The organism is Qipengyuania sp. NPDC077410, from assembly GCF_044543405.1.
Taxonomy (GTDB): domain Bacteria; phylum Pseudomonadota; class Alphaproteobacteria; order Sphingomonadales; family Sphingomonadaceae; genus Qipengyuania; species Qipengyuania pacifica.
In genome coordinates, this window is sequence record NZ_JBITWB010000001.1 from 1,284,927 (window position 1) to 1,309,078 (window position 24,152).

General features: G+C 59.6%; 22 protein-coding genes and 1 pseudogene. 6 read left to right on the forward strand and 17 right to left on the reverse strand.

The features are described from left to right. Positions 1-19: 19 nt before the first annotated feature. From ACIGGE_RS06300 to ACIGGE_RS06315, 4 genes and pseudogenes are all read left to right on the forward strand, one after another. Positions 20-196, forward strand: a pseudogene (locus ACIGGE_RS06300) (LysR family transcriptional regulator); the annotation flags it as partial. Between the two features lie 12 nt (positions 197-208). Further along, positions 209-691: a LysR substrate-binding domain-containing protein gene (locus ACIGGE_RS06305; protein ID WP_397489937.1), complete on the forward strand. Its 483-nt coding sequence runs from the start codon at positions 209-211 to the stop codon at positions 689-691. A gap of 44 nt (positions 692-735) precedes the next feature. Continuing rightward, positions 736-2,087, forward strand: a protein-coding gene (locus ACIGGE_RS06310) for an IS3 family transposase (RefSeq protein WP_151884740.1) whose coding sequence is annotated in 2 segments (ribosomal slippage) — positions 736-1,071 and positions 1,074-2,087 — 1,350 coding nt in all. Because the reading frame shifts where the segments join, the coding sequence is not laid out codon by codon here. A 408-nt stretch (positions 2,088-2,495) separates the two neighbouring features. After that, positions 2,496-3,667 (forward strand): IS3-like element ISEli1 family transposase gene (locus ACIGGE_RS06315; RefSeq protein WP_155805911.1). Its coding sequence is split into 2 segments (ribosomal slippage): positions 2,496-2,748 and positions 2,748-3,667, totalling 1,173 coding nucleotides; the frame shifts between segments, so codons are not numbered across the junction. A gap of 29 nt (positions 3,668-3,696) precedes the next feature. Here ACIGGE_RS06315 and ACIGGE_RS06320 read toward each other — a convergent pair. Continuing rightward, positions 3,697-3,867 carry a DUF2188 domain-containing protein gene (locus ACIGGE_RS06320; protein ID WP_083987518.1) on the reverse strand — a complete coding sequence of 57 codons (171 nt, stop codon included), beginning with the start codon at positions 3,865-3,867 and terminating at the stop codon, positions 3,697-3,699. Positions 3,868-4,020: 153 nt separating this feature from the next. Continuing rightward, the gene (locus ACIGGE_RS06325) at positions 4,021-4,245 is read right to left on the reverse strand and encodes a hypothetical protein (RefSeq protein ID WP_054525419.1); all 225 of its coding nucleotides are present in this window, start codon (positions 4,243-4,245) and stop codon (positions 4,021-4,023) included. Between the two features lie 249 nt (positions 4,246-4,494). Here ACIGGE_RS06325 and ACIGGE_RS06330 point away from each other — a divergent pair, with 249 nt between their 5' ends. Further along, positions 4,495-5,310 carry an HNH endonuclease gene (locus tag ACIGGE_RS06330; protein ID WP_066842344.1) on the forward strand — a complete coding sequence of 272 codons (816 nt, stop codon included), beginning with the start codon at positions 4,495-4,497 and terminating at the stop codon, positions 5,308-5,310. A gap of 30 nt (positions 5,311-5,340) precedes the next feature. Here ACIGGE_RS06330 and ACIGGE_RS06335 read toward each other — a convergent pair whose 3' ends face one another. The 12 genes from ACIGGE_RS06335 to ACIGGE_RS06390 form a co-directional block, all read right to left on the reverse strand. After that, entirely contained in the window at positions 5,341-5,724 is a 384-nt protein-coding gene (locus tag ACIGGE_RS06335; protein ID WP_066842346.1) for a DUF3768 domain-containing protein, read from the reverse strand. Beyond that, on the reverse strand, positions 5,721-5,909 hold the full coding sequence (locus ACIGGE_RS06340) for a hypothetical protein (RefSeq protein ID WP_066842348.1): 189 nt from the start codon (positions 5,907-5,909) through the stop codon (positions 5,721-5,723). Before ACIGGE_RS06340 ends, ACIGGE_RS06335 begins: the two co-directional genes overlap by 4 nt. A gap of 539 nt (positions 5,910-6,448) precedes the next feature. Next, the gene (locus ACIGGE_RS06345) at positions 6,449-9,055 is read right to left on the reverse strand and encodes an AAA family ATPase (protein ID WP_151884738.1); all 2,607 of its coding nucleotides are present in this window, start codon (positions 9,053-9,055) and stop codon (positions 6,449-6,451) included. Positions 9,056-9,073: 18 nt separating this feature from the next. Then, positions 9,074-11,623 (reverse strand): GIY-YIG nuclease family protein, encoded by a 2,550-nt coding sequence (locus ACIGGE_RS06350; RefSeq protein WP_151884739.1) that lies wholly within the window; start codon positions 11,621-11,623, stop codon positions 9,074-9,076. Continuing rightward, a complete protein-coding gene (locus ACIGGE_RS06355) occupies positions 11,616-13,241 on the reverse strand; it encodes an Eco57I restriction-modification methylase domain-containing protein (RefSeq protein ID WP_397489721.1) in 1,626 nt (541 codons plus the stop codon). The genes ACIGGE_RS06350 and ACIGGE_RS06355 overlap by 8 nt, the downstream gene beginning before the upstream one ends. Beyond that, positions 13,238-13,888, reverse strand: a complete 651-nt coding sequence (locus ACIGGE_RS06360) for an N-6 DNA methylase (protein WP_397489722.1) — start codon at positions 13,886-13,888, stop codon at positions 13,238-13,240. The genes ACIGGE_RS06355 and ACIGGE_RS06360 overlap by 4 nt, the downstream gene beginning before the upstream one ends. Positions 13,889-13,978: 90 nt before the next feature. Beyond that, complete coding sequence (locus ACIGGE_RS06365; RefSeq protein WP_397489723.1) at positions 13,979-14,857, reverse strand: ArdC family protein; 879 nt, start codon at positions 14,855-14,857, stop codon at positions 13,979-13,981. 220 nt (positions 14,858-15,077) lie between these two features. Further along, a complete protein-coding gene (gene mobF / locus ACIGGE_RS06370; RefSeq protein ID WP_397489724.1) occupies positions 15,078-17,825 on the reverse strand; it encodes a MobF family relaxase in 2,748 nt (915 codons plus the stop codon). Then, positions 17,825-19,645, reverse strand: a complete 1,821-nt coding sequence (locus tag ACIGGE_RS06375; protein WP_397489725.1) for a type IV secretion system DNA-binding domain-containing protein — start codon at positions 19,643-19,645, stop codon at positions 17,825-17,827. The genes mobF and ACIGGE_RS06375 overlap by 1 nt, the downstream gene beginning before the upstream one ends. Then, complete coding sequence (locus ACIGGE_RS06380; protein WP_397489726.1) at positions 19,642-20,016, reverse strand: hypothetical protein; 375 nt, start codon at positions 20,014-20,016, stop codon at positions 19,642-19,644. Before ACIGGE_RS06380 ends, ACIGGE_RS06375 begins: the two co-directional genes overlap by 4 nt. A 201-nt stretch (positions 20,017-20,217) precedes the next feature. Next, entirely contained in the window at positions 20,218-20,733 is a 516-nt protein-coding gene (locus tag ACIGGE_RS06385) for a hypothetical protein (RefSeq protein ID WP_397489727.1), read from the reverse strand. Between the two features lie 43 nt (positions 20,734-20,776). Then, positions 20,777-20,968 (reverse strand): AlpA family transcriptional regulator, encoded by a 192-nt coding sequence (locus ACIGGE_RS06390; protein ID WP_297319995.1) that lies wholly within the window; start codon positions 20,966-20,968, stop codon positions 20,777-20,779. A gap of 435 nt (positions 20,969-21,403) precedes the next feature. On the opposite strand from ACIGGE_RS06390, the gene ACIGGE_RS06395 reads away from it, so the two are divergent. Further along, the gene (locus tag ACIGGE_RS06395) at positions 21,404-21,910 is read left to right on the forward strand and encodes a hypothetical protein (RefSeq protein ID WP_397489728.1); all 507 of its coding nucleotides are present in this window, start codon (positions 21,404-21,406) and stop codon (positions 21,908-21,910) included. Here the strand turns inward: ACIGGE_RS06395 and ACIGGE_RS06400 are convergent. The 3 genes from ACIGGE_RS06400 to ACIGGE_RS06410 all read right to left on the reverse strand — a co-directional run bounded on the left by ACIGGE_RS06400 (position 21,907) and on the right by ACIGGE_RS06410 (position 23,791). Continuing rightward, positions 21,907-22,587 carry a nucleotidyl transferase AbiEii/AbiGii toxin family protein gene (locus ACIGGE_RS06400; RefSeq protein ID WP_397489938.1) on the reverse strand — a complete coding sequence of 227 codons (681 nt, stop codon included), beginning with the start codon at positions 22,585-22,587 and terminating at the stop codon, positions 21,907-21,909. The two genes, ACIGGE_RS06395 and ACIGGE_RS06400, sit on opposite strands and share 4 nt — an antisense overlap. Positions 22,588-22,591: 4 nt before the next feature. After that, the gene (locus ACIGGE_RS06405; protein WP_397489729.1) at positions 22,592-22,855 is read right to left on the reverse strand and encodes a hypothetical protein; all 264 of its coding nucleotides are present in this window, start codon (positions 22,853-22,855) and stop codon (positions 22,592-22,594) included. A gap of 201 nt (positions 22,856-23,056) precedes the next feature. Then, a complete protein-coding gene (locus ACIGGE_RS06410) occupies positions 23,057-23,791 on the reverse strand; it encodes a topoisomerase DNA-binding C4 zinc finger domain-containing protein (protein WP_397489730.1) in 735 nt (244 codons plus the stop codon). Positions 23,792-24,152 lie beyond the last annotated feature (361 nt).

Consider the following 24,152-nt stretch of genomic DNA (forward strand, 5'->3'; position numbering starts at 1 on the left):
CAACATCCGGGGCTCGTAATTGGCATTCGACATTCGTCAACTAAGATATGCAATCGCTGCAGCGGATCACGGCAGCTTTTATCGCGCCGCCCGCGCCCTTGATGTTGAACAATCAACGCTCAGTCGCTCAGTTATGAAGCTCGAACGATCGGTCGGCGCTCAGCTATTCTTGAGGTCACACTCGGGTGTAGCTCCAACGACCGCCGGGTTGCGATTTCTGCGCAGCGCCCGACCTATGGTCGCCAATGCGGACCGGATGATCGCCAACACGCGCGTGGCGGGCAGTGGCCGTGCAGGAGGTTTCGTTGTCGGGTTCAACAACTCCGTCTCTGCTGGAAACCTTCGTGCTACGCTGGTCGCCGCGCAACGCGAGAACCCTGACCTTAAAATCAACGGCGTCGAATCGGACCGCAGTGCACTTTTCGCGGGTCTCGACAGCGGCGAGATCGATATAGCCATCTTGATGGGCGAGATCGCCCGCGATGATTGTCGGCACGCCTCGTTCTGGAGCGAGCACGTCGTCGCTGCGATGTCGAAGGGTCACGCACTCTATGAGCGTGACACTGTCAACTGGACTGATCTGCGTGGGCAGCGCTTTATGCTGCCGACCGCCGATCCCGGCCCGGACATCCGCGACATGCTGATCGGTATGTCCCCCGTCAGCACCTATGGCACAGATTTGAGGTTGTGATTCAAGGAGGATTTGGGCTTCGTCGTAGTGACGAAGGAACGAAGATGAAGCCCAAATCCTCAAGGTCCAAATTGCCTGCCGAGCAGGTGGTCAAGGACATCCGCCGCAAGACCCGTCGGCATTTTTCATCGGAAGACAAGATCAGGATCGTGCTGGAAGGCCTGCGCGGCGATGACTCGATAGCTGAGTTGTGCCGCAAGGAAGGCATTGCCCAGAGCCTGTACTACACCTGGTCCAAGGAGTTCATGGAGGCCGGCAAACGCCGCCTGGCTGGCGACACCGCCCGTGCAGCGACTACGGACGAAGTCAGGGATCTGCGCCGTGAGGCCCGCGATCTGAAGGAATGCGTGGCCGACCTCATCCTGGAGAACCGCTTGCTCAAAAAAAGCATGATCGCGGATGGGGGAGACGACGCATGAGATACCCCGCATCCGAGAAGCTGGAGATCATCAGGATCGTTGAGCAATCGCATCTCCCGGCCAAGCGCACGTTGGACCAGCTCGGCGTCGCACGGCGCACCTTCTACCGCTGGTATGACCGTTACCTTGAAGGCGGGCCGGAGGCGCTGGCAGACAGGTCATCGACGCCGATCCGCGTGTGGAACAGGATCGCACCCGAGGTTCAGGATCAGATCGTCGAGATGGCGCTGGAGCAGACTGACCTCAGCCCAAGGGAACTGGCGGTGCGCTTCACTGACGAGAAGCGCTACTTCGTGTCGGAAGCCACCGTCTACCGGCTGCTCAAGGCCCACGATCTGATCACCAGTCCGGCCTATACTGTGATCAAGGCGGCAGAGGCGTTCCACACCCAGACCACGCGCCCCAACGAGATGTGGCAGACCGACTTTACCTACTTCAAGATCATCGGGTGGGGCTGGGTCTACCTCTCGACCGTGCTCGACGATTACTCGCGCTACATCATCGCCTGGAAGCTCTGCACCACCATGCGAGCCGAGGACGTCACCGACACGCTCGACATGGCTCTGGCAGCCTCAGGCTGCGACCATGCCAATGTGCTGCACAGACCACGTCTGCTGAGCGACAACGGTCCCAGCTACATCGCCGGGGAACTGGCCGAATACATCGAAGCGAACCGGATGAGCCATGTGCGCGGTGCACCCTTCCATCCGCAGACCCAGGGCAAGATCGAGAGATGGCATCAAACGCTAAAGAACCGCGTGCTGCTCGAAAACTACTTCCTGCCTGGCGACCTCGAACAGCAGATCGAGGCGTTCGTCGAGCATTACAACCACCAGCGCTATCACGAAAGCCTCGACAACGTGACGCCTGCCGATGCCTACTTCGGCAGGGCTGCCGCCATCATCAAACGACGAGAAAGGATCAAGCGAAAGACACTCGAACATCGGCGCTTGCAACACCGCAAGCTCGCCGCCTAAACATCAAACCCAGACGAGGCCCGCACTCCGCAATCCTACGCCGCGAGTTGTGCCAAATGTTTTGACGACGGACAGTCGAGCATCTGCAGCGGCTTGGCGTTCCGGACATCGTGATGGGTGAGCGAGAAATAGCAGCGCGCATGCTTTCGTTCACCGCGCGCCAACTCCAGTCGTCGCCAGGGAAAGGATGAATCGCCTATAATGCAACATTACGTCGTTCATGAGTCCTGGAATTACGATGCCCTAAAGGGCAATCGAAAGTCTTGGGTTAGGCAAGGATGCGAAGTCCATCGCCGAAAACTCTATCCAGAAATGGACCAATTTTCAGGTAGCAGAGCAGATTGACGTGACCCCCTGATTTTCCTCCAAGTTGGATTAGAGTCCGGCCCTGACAGAAGGACGGACGAGATGAAGAGAACGAGGTTTTCAGAAGAGCAGATCATCGGCGTGCTCAAGGAGGCGGAGGCGGGAGCGAAGACCGCCGACCTGGCCCGGCGACACGGGGTTTCGGAAGCGACGATCTACAACTGGAAGTCGAAGTATGGTGGGCTGGAGGTGTCTGATGCCCGGCGGCTCAAGGAGCTCGAGAGCGAGAACGCCAAGCTCAAGCGCCTGCTGGCCGACACGATGCTGGACAAAGCGGCGTTGAAGGATCTTCTGGCAAAAAAGTTCTGACGCCCGCCGCGCAGCGGGAAGCTGTCGCTCATCTTCAGGCATGCCACGGGATGAGCGAGCGGCGGGCGTGCCGTGTCATCGATGCCGATCGCAAGAGCGTGCGTTACCGTTCCACCCGGGGCGATGACGCCGATCTGCGTGAGAAGCTGCGCGAGCTGGCCAACCAGCGACGGCGGTTCGGCTATCGCCGTCTGCACATCCTGCTGCGCCGGGAGGGGATCATGATCAACCGGAAGAAGACCCAGAGGCTCTACAAGGAGGAAGGCTTGGCGGTGAGGCGTCGACGCAGTCGCAGGCGCGCAGTCGGCACGAGGGCACCTGCTCCGGTGCTCGCCTTACCGAACCAGCGCTGGAGCCTGGACTTCGTGCACGACCAGATGGCGTCGGGCAGGAGGTTCCGGGTGCTCAACGTGGTCGATGACGTGACAAGGGAGTGTCTGGCAGCGGTGCCGGACACGTCGATCTCTGGTCGCCGTGTCGTTCGAGAGCTGACCGAGCTGATCGCCCAGCGTGGCAAGCCCGGCATGATCGTCAGCGACAACGGAACCGAGCTCACCAGCAACGCCGTGCTGGCATGGTGCGGCGAGATCGGCGTCGAGTGGCATTATATCGCGCCCGGAAGGCCGATGCAGAATGGCTATGTCGAGAGCTTCAACGGTCGCATGCGGGACGAACTGCTCAACGAGACGCTGTTCATGAGCATGGCCCATGCCCGTGTCGAGATCGCCGCCTGGGTGGATGATTACAACCGGGAGCGACCGCACTCATCGCTTGGCTACGCAACACCGGCGGCGTTCGCCGCCGAACTGGATAAGCAATGGCCTGCTTCGCTACGCCCTACGGGCTCCACTACGCAGCCCATTGCTTCAATCGCGCTTATGCGCAAAACAACCGCCCGGCTCTAATCCCAGCTGGGGGAAAGCTGGGGGTCACGTCACTGGATGTAAAGTTCCGTCTTCTGATTCTGAGCGATCCTTGTTGCAGCCTTGATCGCCTCGGCTTGGGTGTCGTGCACGCTGCTCGCTCTGGATGAGCCAGCCTTCTTCACCGCCCAACCACCAGTTGAACTTCGAACTACGTGCTGACCTTGCTTCGCCATCGCCATTACCTCCACGACGAATATAACAATCCTGCAAACTTGGCGCTAGGTGCTCGAAGCGATCTTTATGGCGACGATGTCCGCAACATCGCCAGAAAACTACGACAATCGACGGTCTTCTATCTGTCCGTCCTAGTCGATCCGCCCGAAGGCCGGGCGCTAAGCGCCCGGTTCCTTCTTCTCGTCGTCCAGCGGCGTGCGCAGGACGATCCGGCCATTGATCGGCACCACTTCAAGCTGCAGCGAAAGCCCTTTACGGTCGCGGTGAAACCACGCGGCTCCGATGCGGGTCCAAAAGCCCTTGTCGCCCTTGTTGGCGACATGCCAGGCTAGGAAGTCCGGCGGATTGGTCTCCTGCGAGGGTGCGGTATTGCTGCGTGCCATGATGATTTCCTTTCGTGTCTGGTGGCTCGTTGCACCAAACAGGAAGGCCGCACGGCCAAGGGCAGGATTCATGTCCAACACGGGTGACCCCAGCGAAGGCCGGGGAAACCGGCGCGGGCCGGGCATTGAAGGCTGACCGCGTGCGGCCAATTGGGTGCTTAAGAACGAGCCCGCCTGATCGAAAGGCATGCAAACACATGGCAAACCGCCACACTTGCGCCTGCGATCACTCTCGCCCAAACCTTCGCAATGGCAATCGAGGGCAGTTCCCGGAAACGCTGGAGCGAAGAGGAGACGGTGCTTGCGCTGTATCTCTACTTCCAGCTGCCGTTCGGAAAGCTGCACTCGGGCAATCCGGAAATCCAGGAGCTTGCCGCAGCGCTCGGGCGCACGAATAGCTCGGTCGCGATGAAGCTGTGCAACTTCGCCAGCCTTGATCCAAAGATCACCGACAGCGGACGCAAGGGCCTGGACGGCGCATCCAAGCTGGATCGCGCGGCCTATGCGGAGTTCGGCCAAGATTGGACAGGTCTCGTCTCGCGGGCCGAAGACCTATGGGCTGCACAGATCGGGCAATTCGACCCATCGCCCGCACCATCGCGCCTCAATGAGAAGCGCAGTGAATTCCGGTTCGAGACCTATCAAGGCGAGTCCACCACACAGGCGCTTGTGAACCAGCGTGTCGGCCAAGACTTCTTCCGCCGCGCGGTGCTCGCCAATTACGAAGAGACCTGCTGCATCACCGGCATCGCCGATCCCCGCCTTCTGACCGCAAGCCACATCAAGCCATGGGGCAAGGACAGCGACAACCGGCACAACCCCGCCAATGGCTTGCTGCTTTCAGCGACACTCGACCGCGCCTTTGATCGGGGGCTGATCACGGTCGATCGCCAACGGCGCATTCGCGTCTCGCGGCAATTGCGCGAAAGCCAGAGCCGCGAGACGCGCGACTTTTTCCAGCAATTCGAGGACGCGACTCTGCGCTCAGCAATCCGGTTCGATCCCGAGCCAGCCTTTCTCGATTGGCACAACGAACATTGCTTCGTCGATCAACGCGCCGCCTGACCTGTCAGGCGGCGCGCGGACTGCCGCCCCTCAATATTCACTGGCGAGCATGATGGTGAGCACCCGCCGGGTCACCGCAGGATTGGCCGGGTCATCGCTGCCAAAATGCAAATCGCGGTCGTAGGCATCGATCTTCCAGAACACGGTTTCGGCAGGCCGCGCAGGTCGCGTGGTCGTCCAGCGATCTTCGCCATCCTGATAGATCGCTCCGAAATCGCGCTCACCGTAAGGATCGTTGTCCGGCGTGAAGGCGTCGAAGGTTTCGATCAGCTCGCGCACCCGCGACTGATCTGCCTCTGACAAGGCTCGAAAGCCTTCGGTTGCCACAGCAACGCATGCAACGCCCATCGCCTGCCGCGCCCGGTCATTAAGCCGCGCAATGCGCTCGCTGCGGGAAAGGGCGCCAGTACTCATTGCACCGCCCTCCCGCCAAGTTCGCAGAGTTCGACCAGCTCGCCAAAATCCTCACGCTCGCCCAGTTCCTCGGCCAAGCGCTGCACGGTTCCGAAGGGCAGACCGTTCTCATTGGCCAGCATTCGCAACCAGTCCTCGCGGCACTCGGCTCCGCATGCGCGGTAGTTCAAGATCAGGTCACCCATTTTCTGCCCTCCTTCGGCTGAAAGCCGCATCCGACACGCGGCATGCGGCCTGCCTTCCGGCGAGGATGGGAGGGGGAGGGAAAACCGGAATCGATGCCCTGGCGCGGGCCAGCGGGCACAGCCCGCCACACGGGGGCGTCTATTTCCGGTTTCGGGAACGAGAGGGCAAAGCCTTTGGTGTTCCCGCCAGGGATCGCCCGGCGATCCAGAGAACATCGGCACCCTTGCAACGGCGCGAAGCCGACGGAGGTCCTGCGCACGCGATCAGTGCGCCAGCGGGCCTCCGGCAATGAAAGAGGCAAGAGTGCCTGCGGGTTAGCTCAGGAATGCCGCGCCCTCAGGAGCGCAGAATGCGTGGGACAGAGCGCGTCCACCAGGAATTCCCGCTCTGCTTCGAACTGCTCCTGATCGTCACCCGGGTGGGATGAAACCGCAAAGCGGGTTCAGTCGAGCTTTGCGAGATAGAGCAGGTTGCCCGGAAGGGTAGCTTTCCATTTGTTGGATAAGATTAAACGAGGGGTTCGCTCATGTCGGTCACTTTACGGCAATCGAGCCGCGTTTTGACGTTGACGCAAATCATCGGTCCATCTGGCGAGAGTGTTTATTTCACTGTCAAGGGCATCTGGGTTTGGAAGCGGGCGATTCAACGCAGGTGCGGTGCTATGCAGCAACTCAGAACACCGCTGAAAACCATCGCGCATGGTCTCACAGTCAGCGATCGTGATCGCAGTCAGCTTGACGAGGCCGGGCGTTTTTACCTCGTTGGACAGACGGCGAAGAACGTGACTTACCGCTTCCTCAACCGCGATTTCCCACGTGTCTCGCAGCGATCCGGCGATAGATTTTACCGTTTCACGCCATTTGTCCTGATCGCCCTGATCGAAGTGATAGCGTTCATTGGCGAGCTGGTTGGTCAGGCTTGTGGTAATGTCGGTGACGCGCCGTGCCTTGAAGGGAGGCTCACTACGACAGAAACCAGCCTTTTCGGTGCCGCGACTGACAGAACTTATGGCAACCTGCGGAGTAGGGTCCACCTCTTTCGCAGCTCGATCCAGCTCGAACAGAAAAGCCAGATCGTGCGTGAACACGATGACCTGTCGGTTCGCCGCTTCCGCGATCAGCCGCTTGGCAACGGCCTCGCGGTGCATGTGGTCGAGCGAGGACACAGGATCGTCAAATACGATGCCGGATTTGTTCTCGGTCGTGGCGAGTTCCGCCATGAACGCGGCCAAGGCGACGCATCGATGCTCGCCCTCGCTCAAGACCTGCCCCACCGATGCAGTGGGCTTGCGAGTCAGCGCAACCTTGAAGCGTGGCACGCCCTGCACGCTGTTTTGCTGGCGCAACTCGACGGCAAGCCCTGCAATCTCGAAACTCGCCACCTCACGCGCAAACTGCGCGCGCAGCGCGTCCGTTACCAATGCCTGCGCAACTTCCGTGCTTTTCGTAGTTATGCGGTTGGTCGCGGTGTCGCGCTGTGCCGCTTCGAGCGCCTTGATCTGTTTCAGGCGCTCGATCTGCGCCAGCACGTCTGCCTTGATGCCGTTAAGCCATTGGCGATCGGCAAGCTCGGTGCGCTCGGCGATCAGCGCCTCGCGCGCAGGGGAATCGGCCTCTACCGCAAGCGCTTCGCCTCGCGCATCAAGGTCCGCCACCTGATCGACCAAAGCCTTAGGCGGCAAAGCGACCAGTTTCGCATCGATGATGGCGGTGGGGTCGGCATGACGGCGGCGGATCTGACGATGACGCCAGAGGGCGTGTACGCCCGCACGTCTGACTTCGGTGGCCAGCGCATCCTGACGCAAATCGTCACGGATGGTCGCCACGATGGCGGTGAGTTCGGCCAGAGTCAGTCCGCTTCCCGCGAATGCCGTAACGGCGTCGTCATAGGCTGCGCGTGCGGCATCGGCTCGCTGCTGGCTGTCGTCGCGCACGAAATTCTCGAAGCGATTGAGGCGGTCGGCGGCTTGCGGGGTCAGTTCCTGCTGGCACAGAACGCAAACGCTGCCGGCATCGGTGACGGGAAAATCCCGCTCGGGATAGGCCGCCTCAACCGAAAAGGCCCGCGCGCTTTCCCACAGCGATTGCCACACCTCGGAGCCAATATGGGGTAACGGCTCGCCTGCAAACAACGCGCCCGACGCGGCCTCCGCCGCTCGCCGCGCCGCTTCACTATCGTTCGCCAGTCGGCGGAGCGAGGTGACGCCATCATCACTGATGGCAGCAACCAGTACGTCCAGCTGAGCAATATATCCTTCGACCTTGGCTTTAAGCGCGGCAAGCTGGCGGGCAGCGCGCGCAGGATCACCGGCGAGGTCGGCGGTGAGTTGCGCCAGCCGGTCCTGTTCGGCCTGCGTAAGAGTCGCCAGCGCCTCCACGGCGGCTGGATCGGTATTTGCGGCAAGGCGCGCAAGAAGCTGACCGACTTTGCTGGTGGGGCTGCATGTGGGGGTGTTAATGCTCTGCGGCGTCTGCGCCTGTAGCTGGGTGATCTCAGCGGCGAGCTTATCTTTCACCGACTTACAAAGCTGGGCTAGGGCGCTCAGCAGCTTGAGCGGGAGTGGCGTGTAGGCTACGTCGTTGGTTTCATCGACATGGATGTTGGCGGTGCGGGAGTCAAAAACGCTTACAGCGGATAACGCCGTATCGGCGGGCTGGCCAAGCTGCCATGCGCATGTGCGGTTCTGGCCGCTGATCGCGTATTCAATGGTGGCGCTCGGGGTGCCGGGCTGGGCGTCATAGATGTCGGGTATGATCTCCTCGCCACGCCCCGAGATGCGTGCCCGACATGCGCGTTTCAGGATACGGGCGTAACCGGATTTTCCTGATCCATTATCGCCATAGATTATGGTCAGTCCAACACGGTGAAGAGATAGCCTCTGATCGGGAGCCAAGGCGTTAACATTTCGCACGTCATGCACCTGCCGCAGATAGACTTCTCCTTGATCGCGGTTGGGGTCGCGCAAGTGTGCCGCTTCTAACGGTACTGCCTGACCGTCGCCTTTGCAGATGGCTACAAGCTCATCGAGCCCGGCGGCATCAACACTACCCTCTGCCGCAAGCCTGCGCAACGCATCGCGTTGCCAGCCTGGGCTGTCTGCGGTCCATGCAAGGATATTGGCCAACGCCTCGGCTTCGGTCGTCATGCAGCCCCCAAAATCCATTCACTCCTTCGCCACTACGGTGTCATACAGGCCATAATGCGTTAGCCCTTCGTGGCTCTCGATGCCGGTATAGCGTAGCGAGGCATCTTCGTAGCGGCGGAACGCGAAAACCGCTTCATTCATCCGCTCGGTGTTGAACACTCGAAGGCGAACCAACAGGTGGAAATCCGCCACGGTCAGGCCAGTAACCGCATGGAAAAGGTCCGGTTCCAGCTTGGTAATCACGTCCTGTAGCTTGTTTTCGCGGAAGTCGGTCAGATACATGAAGGCCGGGATGCGGGTGGCGAACTTTATCAGCTTTTCCTGAACCAGCTTGCGCTTGGTTTTGAACTCCTTTTCCTCGGCGGTCAGTTCCTTCTTCTCTTTCGGGGTCAGCTCCCCGTCATTGGCTTTGGCCTTGTCCTTGATGTCCTTGATCTTCTCGCTCTTGTTGATAATCGTTTCGATGATGTTGTCGCCCAAGGCGCGCCAACCTTCGATCCGCTCAACAGCAGCCATCGCTTCGGGGTTTTCGAGAACGCGGCGCAACGTGTCGTTGTCCACGTTCACCAGCATGGCCGATTCCCATTTCCGGGCCAGCAGGGTCGCGGACGTTCCCGCCATCGCAATGTCGAGGATGCCGCCCGCGTCGATCTGCATCATCTTCGCGCCGTCATAGGCCAGCACGGGCAGGAACGAGACAAGTTCCTTCACGGCGTTTTCCGGGTTCGCTTCCCCCGGTGAAAGGCCGATGCCATATTCCGACAACTGCCGCAGCGCCCTAGTCGGGGCGAAATCGAACACGAAGCAGACCGGCTTGATGATCTCTTCCTCGTTCGGATTGTCCCCGTTGGGATTCTTGATCGACCAGGGCGACTGCACCCGGAACGCCGCCTGAAAATATGTTTCCGGCGATTGGAGATTGCGCAGCATCAGGATCGACGACCATTGCTTGACCGTAACCCCGGTGGTCAGCTTGCCGCAGGAAAGCGTGATGGTCTTAGTGTCGAAACCGCTGCCAACCTTGTCCCGAACGGGCGGCAAGGCATCAAGGCCGATGCCCGCCGATGCGCCTGCGGCCACGATCACCTGATAATCGTGCCAGAACGTGTTGTGTTTCTCTTCCAGCAAGTTCGCCATAGCATGGCAGGCGGCGACATTAGGCAGGAACCAGAAGCTATGCTGCAAGTGAGGCAGAAGCCGCGTGTCCGAATAGGGCCACGGCGGAACAACGCCCGTCTTGATGCTGTCGAATGATCGCGGTGCATCTGGCGAGTTGCGAATGACGTTGAGCCATTTCTGCACCTCGTCCTTGTGCTTAAACTGCGCGAGAACGCCTGTGCCGTTTGCCGCGAAAAACTCATTGAGATCAAACTCGTCCAGCTCGCCGCCGCTGGCAATGTGAGTAATTTCCGGCGGCATCTGGTAAGTCAGCAGGCGCATTTGCGGCAATGCGCCGTAAGGATTGCGCTGCCCCGGATGCTGAGCGGCAAATTCTTCCTTGGCGCGCTGCTCGTCCGTGTAGGTCCAGTTGAATATCTGCTCTTCGATGAACTCGCCCGTGGCCAGCGCCTTGAAGGGTGTGCCAGAAAGATAGAGGTATGCCCGCGTGGTAATCGGCAGAAAGTCGGTTTCGCTTTCCGACATGACACCAAGGTCTTCGTTCACATCGTCCAGACCATCGGCATATTCCAGCTTGGCTTCCTTCTTGGCCTCGCCTGCATCCTCGCCCTCGAAAAGCTCCTTGGCCGTCTCGCGCCATGCGCCGAAATGATATTCGTCGAACACGACCAAATCCCAGTTGATCGTGTGGAGCCATTCGTTGCGGGCCTTGATGTTCCCCGCCTTGTCGCGCCCCAGCAGGTCCTGGAACGAGCCGAAATAGACCACCGGCTTGTCACCGTCGATCTGGCTGGGATCGCGCCCGGAATTGCGGGAGAGATACTGCCACCCGTCGAAATCGACATGGGATTCAAGATCCGTCTGCCAGGCATCTTCGACGGCGGGCTTGAAGGTCAGCACCAGTACCCTCTTAGCGCCAAGTTTCTTGGCAAGCTGATAGCTGGTGAAGGTCTTGCCGAAACGCATCTTGGCGTTCCACAGAAAGCGGGGAACGGCATTGGCATCCTGCTGCCAGCGCGAGTGATAATAGGCGTAGGTCTGCTCGACCGCTTCCAACTGCTCCTTGCGCGGCGGAAAATCCTCGTGATGCGTGCCGGTGAATTGCTGACCGCTGCGCAGTTCGGCCAGCACGGTTTTCACATCGGCCAGCGAGCATCGCATCCATTCGAGTTGCGGATTGGCAAAGCCCTTGCGCTTGAGCGCATCGCGCACGGCATGATCGGTAATGATCGAACCGTCATCGGCTTCGCCGGGCTCGTCGAGTTCGATGGTGTAATTTGCAATTGCTGCCGTCTTTAACTGCTCGGCAATCCGCTGCTTCACGTCGCGCGTGGTCTGGCCGACCTTGAGCAAGCCGTCATGCGCCTCATCCGCGATGGAATAAGCATAGATGCGCGGGCGCGCATCGGGTTTCGGGGTGAGGATGTCGTCGATGGTGGGCTTACTCATCGCCATCAACCACACCAACCTCCATCGGGCGCACAAGAGATTCGATAAATTCTATTTCTTCTTCGGTAATTCCATATTTTTCATAAAGATCGGCATCGGTCCAAGTTCTTGTCCAATCTTGAACAGGAACAAACGTGTAAACTCTTCGCGTAGTATCTTGAGAAGGCTTATGCAAAAGAATGAGCAGTCGCGTAAGCCGACAGGACAGATATGACAAGGCACTCTCTGCCTCATCCTTCGTTTCAAAGGGGCCGATATATAAATACGTCCATGAGGAAATGCTTCCTGGCTCTCCGAGGAACGGCGTGCTTAAAATTCGATGTGGGTAGGTGTCTTTGTTGCCAGTTCCGGGAGCAGCACGGCCTATGAATATTTTCCATTTGTCGAATGTCTGTTGCTCTTTGGTAATTTCGGCTCTCGCGACATATCCAACGCCACCATTTCGGTATACCTTGAGATCATCTGCCGATTGAGCGACTTTCCCCTTGAACGTGCTGTCGAGGCCATAAGCGCCGATTGAACTCACTAAGTTCATGAACCGCTTCTCTTCGGGCAACTCCAGCGACCTATTGTTGCCCGTTTCGGTTGCTACGACTTTCTTGAGGATCGACAACCCAGCATTGAAGCGAATGAAAACATCAGCACCCTCTTCGAGTAAAGGACGAGTGGCCGTTGAAGAAGGATGATCCTTGTAATGTGTTGTTACGCGACATGGGCCACGGTGCTCGCGGTCCCACAAGAAGTAGCAAACGCCACCCTTAAGGCCCACTCCGGGAAATACATCTGATGCGGTTAAATAGTCCTCGATTGAAATCAACTGATTGTCGGAGAGCATGGATTCCCGAAAGTCATCCAAACCCATGCCCCCTGAAAACCAACGGGCAGGAATGATCATACTGAGAAATCTGGGGGAGAGTTTCTTCGCTTGCTGAACGAACTGCTGGTAAATTGGGCGAGCCTGCACACCATGCCCATCCGTATTTAACTGATAAGGCGGATTACCGATAATCACATCGAAGTGCATGTCATCTCCAAAAATCTCACCAATGCGGGCCTTGATGTCATCGGTATGGATGAAGGCATAGGCATGGTTCTCCAGTTGTTCACCTCGATCAAAGGTCTCTTTCGGAACTCCGCAAAACTCGCATTTGTCATTCTTCCACGAATGCTCGGTGCGCTCGAACCAGATATTGCCATCGTCATTGGCAAATGCCGTTGCAACGGAATGCTCCCCCGTCGCGTGCTTGGAGCAATAGAGGCTGCGGCGCGCCAACAGGCTTGTAAGCCGGGTGATGCCGATGCCGAAAACCTGCTGTGTCAGGATATGGTCAACACGAGTCTGCAAATCCGGGATTTCCGCTTCAAGGCCCGCGATCAGCCGCTTGGCGATCTCCCGAAGAAAGACGCCGGATTTCGTGAACGGGTCCAGAAACCTGACCGAACTGTCGGCCCAGATGCTCGCGCCCTCGTTATCCGCCGCCCATGCCTCTGCCAGCGTATCCAGCATTCGGTTGGCGAACTCGGGCGGGGTAAACACCTCATCGTTGGACAGGTTGGCGATGCAGGTCAGCACATCGGGGTTGCGCCCGCGCAGTGCAAAGCTGGCCTGATCCATCATGCGTTCGCCCCCGTTCCGTCATTCCCCGCCGCAAGATCGCGCACGCTAATGGGCGGATAAGTCTGCGAAGGCGTGAAAATTTCGTGCTTGCCCAGCGTCGAAAACAGAGAATCCTCGGCGCTGAAACTCGCCATGCCGGTCAGCACATCAAGCCGGAAATCGCGGCGCTGGAATTTCCCTTTGCCAAGATAGCCCCACTCGACCACGCGGATAGGCGCGTCATCAATCGCGCGCATTGTCATCGCATCGCCATGAACGAGATTGAGCGAAAGGACGTGAGAGGCGGCACGATAAAGATCGTCGCCCGCATCCAGTGCCAGATCGTCCGCAAATACCTCCAGCATATTGGCGCGGCATTCCGCGATATTGTCGGCCAGCAGTTCAATGCCGTAGCAGCACATCAGGCCCAGCAGCGCATGATGCCGCTTTTCAAAGTCCGACTTGCCGAATTTCAATTCCACGGCGGCCAGCTTGCGTTGCAGGATCGGCACGAGGAAATTGCCGCTGCCGCAGGCAGGCTCAAGGAATCGGGAATCAATCCTTTCAGTCTCACCCTTCACAAGGTCGAGCATCTTCTCGACCAGCCAGGGCGGTGTGAATACCTCCCCGTGATCGGCAACGCGCTGCTTGGACTTGATTAGGCTCATGATAATACTTCGAAATGATTTTCGCAGCCGGTCGGCCGCCCCTGGAAGACGATAGACCGGACTACAAATTCTCTCAACGTATTGCTCGACCTAATCCGAGCTCAAGAATTCAGCAGCCTTCGCCGCAGCGCTCGCGGCGGTGAAGATCGCCCGATTGTCGGCCTTGAGCACCTTCAGCCAGCTCGCGAGGTAGCTGGCGTGATCCGGGCGCGGGCTGGTGGAAAGGCCAAGGTCGCCGCAAAGGAAGGCTGAACCAAGCTCGGCCACCAGTTCTTCCATCGCATAGGCATCGTCGCCGAACCGTTTACCAAACGTCCGTGCAAGGCGGTTATCAGCGCCAGACCAATGGACGAGCTCGTGCAGCAAGGTGGCATACCAGTTCTGCGACGCGCTGCCGCTGGCCGTTGCGAAGAAGCGCTCGCGCTCCGGCATTGTGATGGTGTCGGTCGCGGGAGTGTAGTGGGCGCTGTCGCCGTTGATGCGTACGGCGGCACCAGTGGCAGAAACGAAAGCGTCCGCCTGCGGGATTGGGTCGAAGTCTTCGCCGTCCGGCGTTTCAGGCATATCGTAGCCTTCGACTTGGCTGGCGTTAAACACGTGCGAGGCCTGCGCGAAGATGCGAGTCGAGCAGTCCCGTTCCTCGGCTTGATCGTCGTCGCGCTTGTCGAAGACCTTGTAAAATACGATGGGCGAAGCCTTCTCACCCTTGCGGACCTGAGCACCAAGCGACTGCCACTGGCGATAGGTTGCCCAAAGACCATGCCCGAAGTCCTGCGCTTCGGCGCTGGCCCAAAGGGCGAGTACGTTGACGCCGCGATAGGCTTTCCCAGTCGCCGCATTAACGGGGCGCGAAAGTGGCGCGGTGCTGCGATGCCAAGGGAGCGAGAACTTGTCCGTGCCGCGTTCAAGGGCGGTGATGATCTGGTTGGTGATTGTATCGTAGATGCTGGCGGTTGTGGTGCTGGCCATGGTGAAAATCCTTCGTCTATTCGTTGGGAACGCGGATGAAGGGACGGGCCGGAATGGCCGGGCGGGTCAGCGGTTACGCGAAACAGGCAACACGGGAGGGCTTCAGCCCGAATGGAGCGGGCAGGCTGTTGATCTGCCCGGCACGGCCTGTCGAAGAGGAGCAGTTCATTCCAACGCCAGGACGAAGGACGCCATGGCCTGCCGCCGCCAAGCCGCTTGATCAGCCCAACCCAGCACCCATTGTCTTTGACTTTCCGGCCTCGGGAGCGCTCACGGTCATGGCCGTCTGCTTCTCGCCAGCGCGCTCGTAGATTGCGCGGACAAGCCTGTCCTTGTCGTCGGTTACAACCACCGCCTCGGCCCTGGCGCGCGACAGCGCGACATAGAGCATCTTCTGATCGACCAGATTGGTGGAGCGGCTGTCGGCGTGGATCAGGACCCGCTCGGCGGTCTGGCCCTGTGCGGCGTGTGCGGTCTGGACATAGGCGTGGCGCAAATGAGTATCGCGAGGACCGGAGAGATCGAGCCGCTGTTCGCGCCCGGTGACGAGCTTCACGGTTGCCCGGCCACGGTCGGAATCGATGCGGGTAATGGACCCGCCAAGGCCATTGACCCGCCCGGCCTCGCGGTCGTTGCGCGTGAACTGCACGCGGTCGCCGATGCGGAGTTCCATCGACTTGGGCTCGAACACCTCGGCTTTGCCAGCGCCCCACTGCCGGGGATGCCAGTCCAGCGACCGGCCATTACGGTCTTCCAGAGCAATGCGCCCGCGCTCGGGATCGATAGCGGCAATCGCGAAGCTTTCGCCGCGCCGCACGCCCTTGGCGACATAGTCGCGGTTGAACCGGACAATATCGCCGATGGCATAGCGGGCCGCCTCGCGCGCTTCGGCGCGGGTCAGACCCTTCGCCTCCAGCGCTTCGAACCGCACGGCCTCCGCCGACAGCTCACCGCGCCCGGTCAGTTTCGTGCGGATCATGTCAGTGAGCTTGTCGCGGCCCTCGCGCGATGGCTCGATGACCAGGGTTCGCGCGCGCTCTGACGGCGACACAGTCAGATAGTGCCGGGCGATCGCCCCAAGGCGCTCATCTGGCGTTGCGCCCTCGATCACCTTGCCGCCGCCACGTTCAAGCGCGGTCAGGGCCTTGCCCGCGTGACCCTCTATCGAGGCCATGACGGCTTCGCGGGTCGCGGCATTGGTCTGCCGGACCACGTCGGCAAGTTTCGCGGTCGCCATGCCTGCCTGCTGCAACTGGGCAAAGGCGGCACCCGCGCCGACCGAGCCCAGCTGCTTGACGTCGCCGACCAGAACAAGCCGGGGTCCTGCCTTGTCGGCACGGGTCAAGAGCTTTGCCATGTCGTAAGCTGAAAGCATCGAGGCCTCATCGACAATCCAGACAGCGTCCTGGCCCGCCGTCTTTGCCTCGGGTGCCAGCAAATGCCGCGCTACCGTATCGCCACGCAGGCCGAGCGCTTCCCCAAGAACGGTCGCCGCCGATGCTGTCGGCGCAAGCGCAGTAACGGCGAGCCCATGACGCCGGGCCTCACGGGCATAGGTCGCGAGAACTGTGGTGGTTTTGGCGGTCCCGGCGTAGCCCTGGATGGCGGCAACGCGGTCGCGCGAAGTGAGCAGGTCTGCGGTCGCGCGCTTCTGGTCCACGGTCCAGGCATAGCCGGATCGGGCTGACTGCCGTGCAGCGCGCTCAATCGTCCGTGCTGCTGCTACCGGCGTGGCGAGCGATTGCGCCATGCCGCGCCCCGCTTGCTCAAGCCGCAACATGGCGCGCTCGGTCTCGATGGCCTGCGGCGTCGTGAAGCCCGCAAATTCCGCACCGCGCCGGTCGAGGAAAGTGCGCGTGACAAGCTCGCCGCGTTCTCCGGCTTCTGCAATCGCTGCGCTGATTGCACCGTGCCCGGCCTTACCGAAGGCAAAGTCCCCGGCCTCGCGTGCCAGCGTGCTTGCCGCGAAAACGGCGTCTCGCTCGGCTAGTTTGGCAGCGGCCCAGTCCACTGCCTGCCGTGCCAGCATTTCCGGGCTGGCGGTAGCTTCGCTGTCTTTAGCCCGCTCTCTCGCTTCACCTATCATCCTGTCTCGCGCTGCCTTGTCGAACCCGTTGGCATCGGCGGTTGCCCGCCACTCGGTGCGTAATGTGCGATGATCCGCACTGGTCTTGGCCTCGCGCGTATCCAGCGCGGCGATCTGCTTTTCGGCGGCACTCGCTTCCGCGCGGCTCGTGCCGCGCTCGGCAAGCCGGGCATCGATTGCTGCGGTGCGCTGGCTGAGCGCTTCGATGGCATTTTCCGGCACGCCCGCAATCTCAAGGAGCGCATCTTTCCCAGCCTCAATCCGATAACCCAGCTCGGTAACACCATGGGCTAGCTCCTGCCGGTAGATCGCGCCGATCTCCTTTTGCAGCTGATAGAAGGCACGCGGCTCAAGACTACGCCAATTACCATCCTTGTCCTGCGTGGCGTTAAGGATCACACCGTGAGTGTGCAGCTGGGGGTCCTGAGCTCTGCTCGTGGCATGGCGGAAAGTAGCGATGGCGAGATTGCCCGTCGCCTCGCGTCGGACCTCGCCGCCCTGCCTGATCCGCGTTGCCGCCATGTGCTTCTCGACATGGGCGAGAGCCACTTTCACCGCTGCGCCATGCGCCTTGATCAGCCGCTTGTCTCCGGCAACCTCGGCCATGATCGAGACCGACTTGGGCGCGGACAGAGTGATATCCCAGCCAGGCCGGTGTTCGACCTTGCCATCGCGGGTGGTGCCGAGCTGCTGTCCGGCAATCCGGCCTTCAAGCAATTCGGCAAACTTCTCGCGATCGACCTCGCCTGACAGGCCCAGCTTCTCCGCTGCCTCACCAAACCATTCGGACGGAGCCTTGCCGCCTTCAGAATAGTAATCGTCGGCTTCGTAGTAGCTGGCGGCCTGCCCGGCACTCGACAGGGCCGAGACCGAGGCGACCATTAGACCGGTCCCGGCTTCGCGTCGGGCTCGGCACCTTTTGCGATCTCGCTGACCCTGCTCCACAGTGTGCCTGCTGGATCGCCTGGAACGTAACCGGACTGTCGAGGCTCGCCACGCCGGGTTATGTGATCGGCGGTAAGACCGATACGCGCGACTGGCAGGCCATCGGGGAGCAGCAGATAACCCTCATGTGGGGCAAGGCGCAGTTCACTCTCAAGCACGGCAGGACGGAATTGCCGCTGGGTGGCGATGGTCGTGCGCGGCACCTCACTGCCAATCGACAGTGTGTCGGTGGCAACGCGCAATTCCACCTCGCACTGGCCGATGGTCTCACTCGCCCACTTGCGCGTTTCCTGATCGACTGTTTGCAGAAACAGCTTGGTGTTGCAGCATGCCAGCATGGCCTCGGCGATGTTGGCACCGTAGCGGTTGCGCATCTGCCCAAGCGCCTGGAACGTGAGTACGATCGCTGCGCCAAACTTGCGCCCTTCGGGCAGAAGCCGGGCAAGGTTCTCGACGCGCGGCAAATCTGCCAGCTCATCGAGCACGAACCAGATGCGGCGGTCTGGCGATGGCGACAAACCTAACACCGCGCTTGCAGCGCATTCGAGCCAGCACGCCATGAGCGGCTTGGACGCCTCAAAGTAGTCTTCCTTGCGGGGGACGAAGATCCAGGGCTTGGCACCCTCGCACTCGTCCAACTTGGCGATGAAGTCGCGGAAGGCGAAGCGGTCCTCTCCCTCATCCTCGACCTTCAGGAACTGGATCAGGTTTGCCGCCTTGGCGAGCATGAACAGCACGCTGCCGGTTGCCCGGTCGGCGTCGTTGGCAAAGGTGCGGGCCGACGACGTGTGCCCCAGCCATTCCTTCAACTGCTCCTTGTCCTTGACCTGCAAGGCTTCGAGCAGGGCTTCGAGGCTGCAGTTCTTCTCCGCCCAGAGCGAGCGGATCATGTTGGCGACAAGAATGCGGCTCGTCTCCAGCCAGACATCGTCATCCTGGCTGCTGGTTTCCGACACCAGCTGGCGGGCAATCCGGTCGGCATCGGCGGGGTGCGATATCTCGTCGAACGGCGTCCAGAAAGCACAGCGCGCATCGAAGGGATTGAGGATGATGTCTCCGCGCGCGGGATTGTAATAGTGCGCGATGAACTCGCCCGATGTGTCATAGACCAGCGCTGCTTCGCCCCGCGCTTCGATGCCATCAAGCATCTGGCGCAAGGCAGTGGTCTTGCCGCTGCCGGTAGTGCCGAGAAAGGCGAAGTGGCGGGTCTCGATCCGGCGCGGAACGGGGACCGGGCCGATGCGCAATGCGCCCTTGCCACAGAGCAATGTCGTCTGTGCCGCAACGTCTTCTTCATCGGCCACGCGAGTGCCGCCAATGACCCGATCGGCGAGCGTATCCTTGCCCTGTGCGGACATGGTGCGCTGGATCAGCCAGACCGTCAGCGCACCAATAACGAGGCCCAGCAGTGCCCCGCCGCTTGATACCTTCACTGCCTTCCAGAGTGTTCCGGCAATCAACGGATCGGAAGCAAAGCCGGACGCGGAAACCGTCCAATGCTTGCCCTCCATCGACACGTTCATCATCATGTCCTTGCCCGCCATATCGCCGATCATGGCGAGCAGCTTTGCGCCAACGCACTGACCTGCGACCTTGAGTTCGGCGGGCAGCAACAGGAACTGTGGCACGATGATTGTCCCCGCTCCGGTTGAGGCGAGGATCAGCTTCGAAAAGAAACCGAAGCGCTGCTGCCACTGCGCCATGCGCACCCGCCACAAGGCGTGCGCGCGGGTGACAAAATCTACTCCCGTGGTCATGGCTCGATCTCCAAGGCAAGCGAGCGCTGGCGCTCGAACGCGGCGCGCGCTTCGGCTGCAATTGTTTCGTCGGATTTCTTCGTGCCCAGCGCGGAATGGCGGGCGTAAGCGTAGGCCGCACAGGCGGTGAACAGGGTGCGGTCGAGCACCCGTTCGGCTTCGGCGAGGCGCTCCGATATCGCCCCGATCTCGCGCGCAAGTTCGGCGAGGTCGGTTTCCTTGTCGGTGCCGTGCAGGACCGAAAGAAAGCCCGCATCGATCACTTTCAGGAGCATCGCATACTCCGACAATCCGCGCCGGTCGGCGATGCCGGACAGCGACCGTGCCTGCGAAGGATTGAGGCGGATGGTTCGCTTGATGTGGTTCGCCATCACCACCGCCCGCGCGCGCTCGAAGCGCGCTCCAGAAATGGCAGAATTGCGAGGGTCTGAACGCTTCGTTTCAGGGAGCGCGCTATCCGCGCGCTCCAGAAACCGCAGAAACCCTCGATGCACGCGTGCGTGGGGTGTGTATGGAAATTACGGGTCCGATACGAAGTATCGTGGCCCCTTCTTGCTCCAGTCTTTCTCCGGTCAATCGGCATGGGCGTCTTGCTCCATGCTTGCCGTTGGAGGCGTCGCAGACAGGATCAGATCGCGGGCGACATCGTCGTCAAAGTAGCGCTCGCGGGACTGGCGTGAAGGCAACTGGCGATCCGCCATATTGGGGCGCGCGAACCAGCGAAACAGGGTCAGGTCGATCGCGGACCGAACCTCATCTGCGATCGCGTTGGTCTCTTCCGGCGTGAGGTCCAGCCACCCGAATTCGGTACGCAGCTGGCCGCCAAGCGGATACCCGGTTCCGTCCCGGCCCCTGTAAATTGGGCCCTCGACAGTGAGGCAACAATCTTGCCCCTCAAACCGCTCGCGGACCGGGCGTTCGTACCAGAGCCAGGGCCGCAATGTGTGGCGACGGGCGCGCCCATCGGCGTTGTCTTCGACAAGAAATCCTACGAGCTGGGCCGCGCGCGCTTCTTCGTCTCTTGGAAGGCGAGCGATCAGCCAGCCATGCTTCTGCAGGGCCGCGTTGATCAGGGAAAGGATAGACATGGGGGAGATGCTTTCTGCGGGCCATTGCCCGCCTTGGAGGGGGTCAATAGCTGCGCAGGGGGAGGGCCTCGATCCACTCCTTGATGTCAGTGGAACGCCAGCGGATACGTCCGCCGCCAATGTCTATCGGGTGTGGAAAGGCACCCCGGCGGATGCGTCGCCAGATCGTTGTCCGGCTGCGAATGCCGGTCAGGCGCATGACCTCATGGCAGGTGAGTAATTCGATATTCGACATGACAGACTCCTTTGCTTCAGGGTTCTGTCACCGTTGCCGCACTCCCCTGCGACGATGGGTTGCTTTCAGTTTGCCGTTACGGATCGTGCAATCAGATATTCAACTCAGCGCCACCCTTGGCTTAGGTGACGCTGGCCAAGCTATGCGAATCGCAAGGCTGTAGGAAAGAACAAAAAAAGAACTAATGCCGTTCCGGAATGGCGGATGGACGCTGTTGGATCGCTATGGACAGTCCGGGACTGAAAGAGATTTTCCCGCTGGTGTCCGCTCCGGGCCAATGCAGGTCCGAATCTACGGTTCTGGTGCGGCGAAAGACCGGTTTCCGCGCGAATCGCATCCTGAGCCCATATGACAAGCAAACGCGCTCTCGCTTTGCACGTTGCTACGGACATGCAAAGAAAACGCGAAAATCTTTACACGTTAGCGGGATAGCGGATGCAGCAACTTGGGCCGGACAATGCCATCTGGGATGATGGCGAATGGATCAGCTGGGACGAAATCAACGAGCAAATCCAGTACAAGGAATGGCGGGCCAAATATCCCAATGCCGATCTGTCGCTGGTCTCGATTTTCGAGAACCTGATCGCCACGGCTGAAGGTTATCACCTTCACACAGGCAAGCACCTTCAGGTGTATGGCGATATCGGAGAACTCTACGGGGCGATCACGCACGGCATCAAGCTGCACCGCAACTACGCTCAAGGATCGGACGGACGGCTGGGAAATAACCTGGTCGAGGTCAAGACAATCACGCCATTCAAAAGCAATGACCGGGTCACGCTGAACCTTAAACGGAACTTCAGCATGGTTTTTCTGGTCAAGATCACATCTGACTTCGAAGTGCGCGGGAAGCTCATTCCACGCAAGTCCTTGCCCCGTGTAAAAGGTGACAAGCTGGTTCTTGAATGGGCGGATATTGGGGCTGAGCGAGGGGAGCCCTAGGCGCCTAGCGTTGCACGCAACAGCTGCACTGTAATCGCCGGCGCTTCCTCAACCAAGTGACCGTTATGATCGCGGTACATGAGTTGCTTGATGATTGAGCTAGCGAACTCAGGCTTCATATTCTCCGCAGCTCGAAGGGCATTCGTACATCGATCGACCCCACATTCGCTGAGAGCATTAATCACGTATTCGTGGCCCAGCTTTTCGCTGGTGGCCGCGATATCGAACATATCGCGTGGCTGCATCGATGCACCGCGATAGTAGACCTTCTTCGCGACTATCTCTGCCGGAGTTTCTTGCCGGATTGTTCGCCCCCGTAGCTCACCGACCTGTGATGGCTCTGGCGTAATGTCGGCGCAGCAAATGAAGTCGATTTCGCCGATGTTCTCGAAGATCAGTTTGAGGGAACCTGCGCCGTCTGTTTCGTAGGTGTCCGGCATTCGTTCGAGTTCAAACCCCTGCGTCTCGGGATTGAGGTAGGGGAGGAATTGGGGATCGGAAATGAAGAGGTCGATGTCATGGCTCTCGCGATGATCGATCTGGAGCATCAATGCCGTCCCACCTCCGAACGACCAATCTGGCTCGCGGCCAACGGCTTCGGTGGTTCGCGCGATGATGTCGGATGCCAAATCAAATAAAAGCGGCCATTGGCTCGGCTGCTGTCGAGGCGAGATCACTCTCTCAGGCTGCCAGAGGCAGCGAGTACCCAGCCATCTTGGAAAACTGGCTAGCGACAGCTTTTGCCATATCCTCATTGACCTTCATTTCAACCATGAAGGCTTTCTGGATCGCTGGTGCCACTTCCGAGAAGAAAGCGAAGACGCTGGCGTCACACGTTGCCACGCTCGATGGGTCAGCGATGAGCGCAGCGAGTTGATGAGCGGAATGGTTCGCCCCATAGGGGGCGTTCACCGTTGCCAGAACCTTTGCAGTTAGGTTGCTCATCTTAAACCTACGGAATCAATCTCAGGGTGAGAATATACGCTTCATGCGTTAGCAAAACAAGAATGTTCGAACATAGGAAGAACTCAGGGAGCCGATCCGCGATTTATCCCGCATTTTTCAAAAATCGCGTTTTGCGGGATAAAAGCCCCTCGATTGCAGACGCGCTCGGACATCGCTACGATCCCTTAGAGCTCGCTAAAGTTATCCATTCAAATTGCGCGAGTGACGGCATCTCGGAAAATTCGAGCATCCAAGGAAACTCCCAAAACGTCCGCTCTTCTCAACCAACTGACCATCGCAACCTACCATCGGACACGAGATTGCTGCCTCAGGGGCGTCGAAGAGAGGCGTTTGGGGAGCAGGATTCGGTCTCGCCCGACGAGTCCTGTAGCGCTGCTTTTTGAATTCCCACGGATGAACGTTGTCGTCATTCGCCCAGATACCGCGCCGGTTTCGCTGAGCATCTTCGAGCGCATCGAAGTAGCTTTCATCGGGGGCATAGCGAGCAAGCACCCATGCCCATCCATTGAGGATCATTTCTAACTCGATGTTGCGGTGAGATGGTGCAGTCAGCCCCCGAAAGAACTGTCCGAGCCGGAAAGCCGGACTGCTAGCCTCACTGCTCTGATCCATCTGCAAGTAGGGCACGGCTACGATCCGCTTGTGGCGATCGACAATGCCGCCAGTGTCCATTTTCATCAGAATGGCCAGATCGACATGCCTTCCGCCAATGAGCGATTGAAGGAAGTCTCGCGCCTCGATGCCTCCAGGCTGCTCCATTTCCGGCGCATCGATGAACCCCAGCCTGATTGTCACTTCAAGGCTTGCTCCTCGTCGGGGATTGTCAATGCGGGTTAGGAAGCCATCGCCGTCAAAAACCTTGAGGACAGGCACCCGAATGGTTTCGGAACCGGGATCTTCGGGTGCGATAAGCAAACGCCAATTCTCCTCCTCGATGCAGCTGCAACATTGTAGCAGAGTTGATTATCGTTTCACTTATCATCCCATTTCGGAGCTGGTCGGCCATGCAAATTTGCTGGAAATCAGACGCGTTCTACGTTAAAAGACTCCTATTGAAATCATTGAGTTTTTTCGGGGATGGGACCCAAATCCTCTGGTAAAAATGCATTCTGGGGGCACCGACGGGGGCCTCACTTAAGTAACCAAGGTCAAGATTCTCGCAGTTTTGCGACATTCTGAGAGCGGTTCGAGTCCTCTTCTGGGCACCATTTGTTCTTCTCACGTTCTCCCAAATAATCTATAAAACCCGCAGAAATCCTAGGGATTTGGCCCTTGG

What these genes read in the sequence shown, in the direction of transcription:
- mobF (WP_397489724.1), bottom strand. Translation starts at nt 17,825, where the DNA reads ATGGTCGCCTCGGTCTCGGCCCTGTCGAGTGCCGGGCAGGCCGCCAGC.
- ACIGGE_RS06390 (WP_297319995.1), bottom strand. Translation starts at nt 20,968, where the DNA reads ATGTCGAATATCGAATTACTCACCTGCCATGAGGTCATGCGCCTGACC.
- ACIGGE_RS06405 (WP_397489729.1), bottom strand. Translation starts at nt 22,855, where the DNA reads ATGAGCAACCTAACTGCAAAGGTTCTGGCAACGGTGAACGCCCCCTAT.
- ACIGGE_RS06330 (WP_066842344.1), top strand. Translation starts at nt 4,495, where the DNA reads ATGGCAATCGAGGGCAGTTCCCGGAAACGCTGGAGCGAAGAGGAGACG.
- ACIGGE_RS06350 (WP_151884739.1), bottom strand. Translation starts at nt 11,623, where the DNA reads ATGAGTAAGCCCACCATCGACGACATCCTCACCCCGAAACCCGATGCG.
- ACIGGE_RS06360 (WP_397489722.1), bottom strand. Translation starts at nt 13,888, where the DNA reads ATGAGCCTAATCAAGTCCAAGCAGCGCGTTGCCGATCACGGGGAGGTA.
- ACIGGE_RS06345 (WP_151884738.1), bottom strand. Translation starts at nt 9,055, where the DNA reads ATGACGACCGAAGCCGAGGCGTTGGCCAATATCCTTGCATGGACCGCA.
- ACIGGE_RS06340 (WP_066842348.1), bottom strand. Translation starts at nt 5,909, where the DNA reads ATGGGTGACCTGATCTTGAACTACCGCGCATGCGGAGCCGAGTGCCGC.
- ACIGGE_RS06375 (WP_397489725.1), bottom strand. Translation starts at nt 19,645, where the DNA reads ATGACCACGGGAGTAGATTTTGTCACCCGCGCGCACGCCTTGTGGCGG.
- ACIGGE_RS06395 (WP_397489728.1), top strand. Translation starts at nt 21,404, where the DNA reads ATGCAGCAACTTGGGCCGGACAATGCCATCTGGGATGATGGCGAATGG.
- ACIGGE_RS06355 (WP_397489721.1), bottom strand. Translation starts at nt 13,241, where the DNA reads ATGATGGATCAGGCCAGCTTTGCACTGCGCGGGCGCAACCCCGATGTG.
- ACIGGE_RS06365 (WP_397489723.1), bottom strand. Translation starts at nt 14,857, where the DNA reads ATGGCCAGCACCACAACCGCCAGCATCTACGATACAATCACCAACCAG.
- ACIGGE_RS06325 (WP_054525419.1), bottom strand. Translation starts at nt 4,245, where the DNA reads ATGGCACGCAGCAATACCGCACCCTCGCAGGAGACCAATCCGCCGGAC.
- ACIGGE_RS06320 (WP_083987518.1), bottom strand. Translation starts at nt 3,867, where the DNA reads ATGGCGATGGCGAAGCAAGGTCAGCACGTAGTTCGAAGTTCAACTGGT.
- ACIGGE_RS06385 (WP_397489727.1), bottom strand. Translation starts at nt 20,733, where the DNA reads ATGTCTATCCTTTCCCTGATCAACGCGGCCCTGCAGAAGCATGGCTGG.
- ACIGGE_RS06335 (WP_066842346.1), bottom strand. Translation starts at nt 5,724, where the DNA reads ATGAGTACTGGCGCCCTTTCCCGCAGCGAGCGCATTGCGCGGCTTAAT.
- ACIGGE_RS06380 (WP_397489726.1), bottom strand. Translation starts at nt 20,016, where the DNA reads ATGGCGAACCACATCAAGCGAACCATCCGCCTCAATCCTTCGCAGGCA.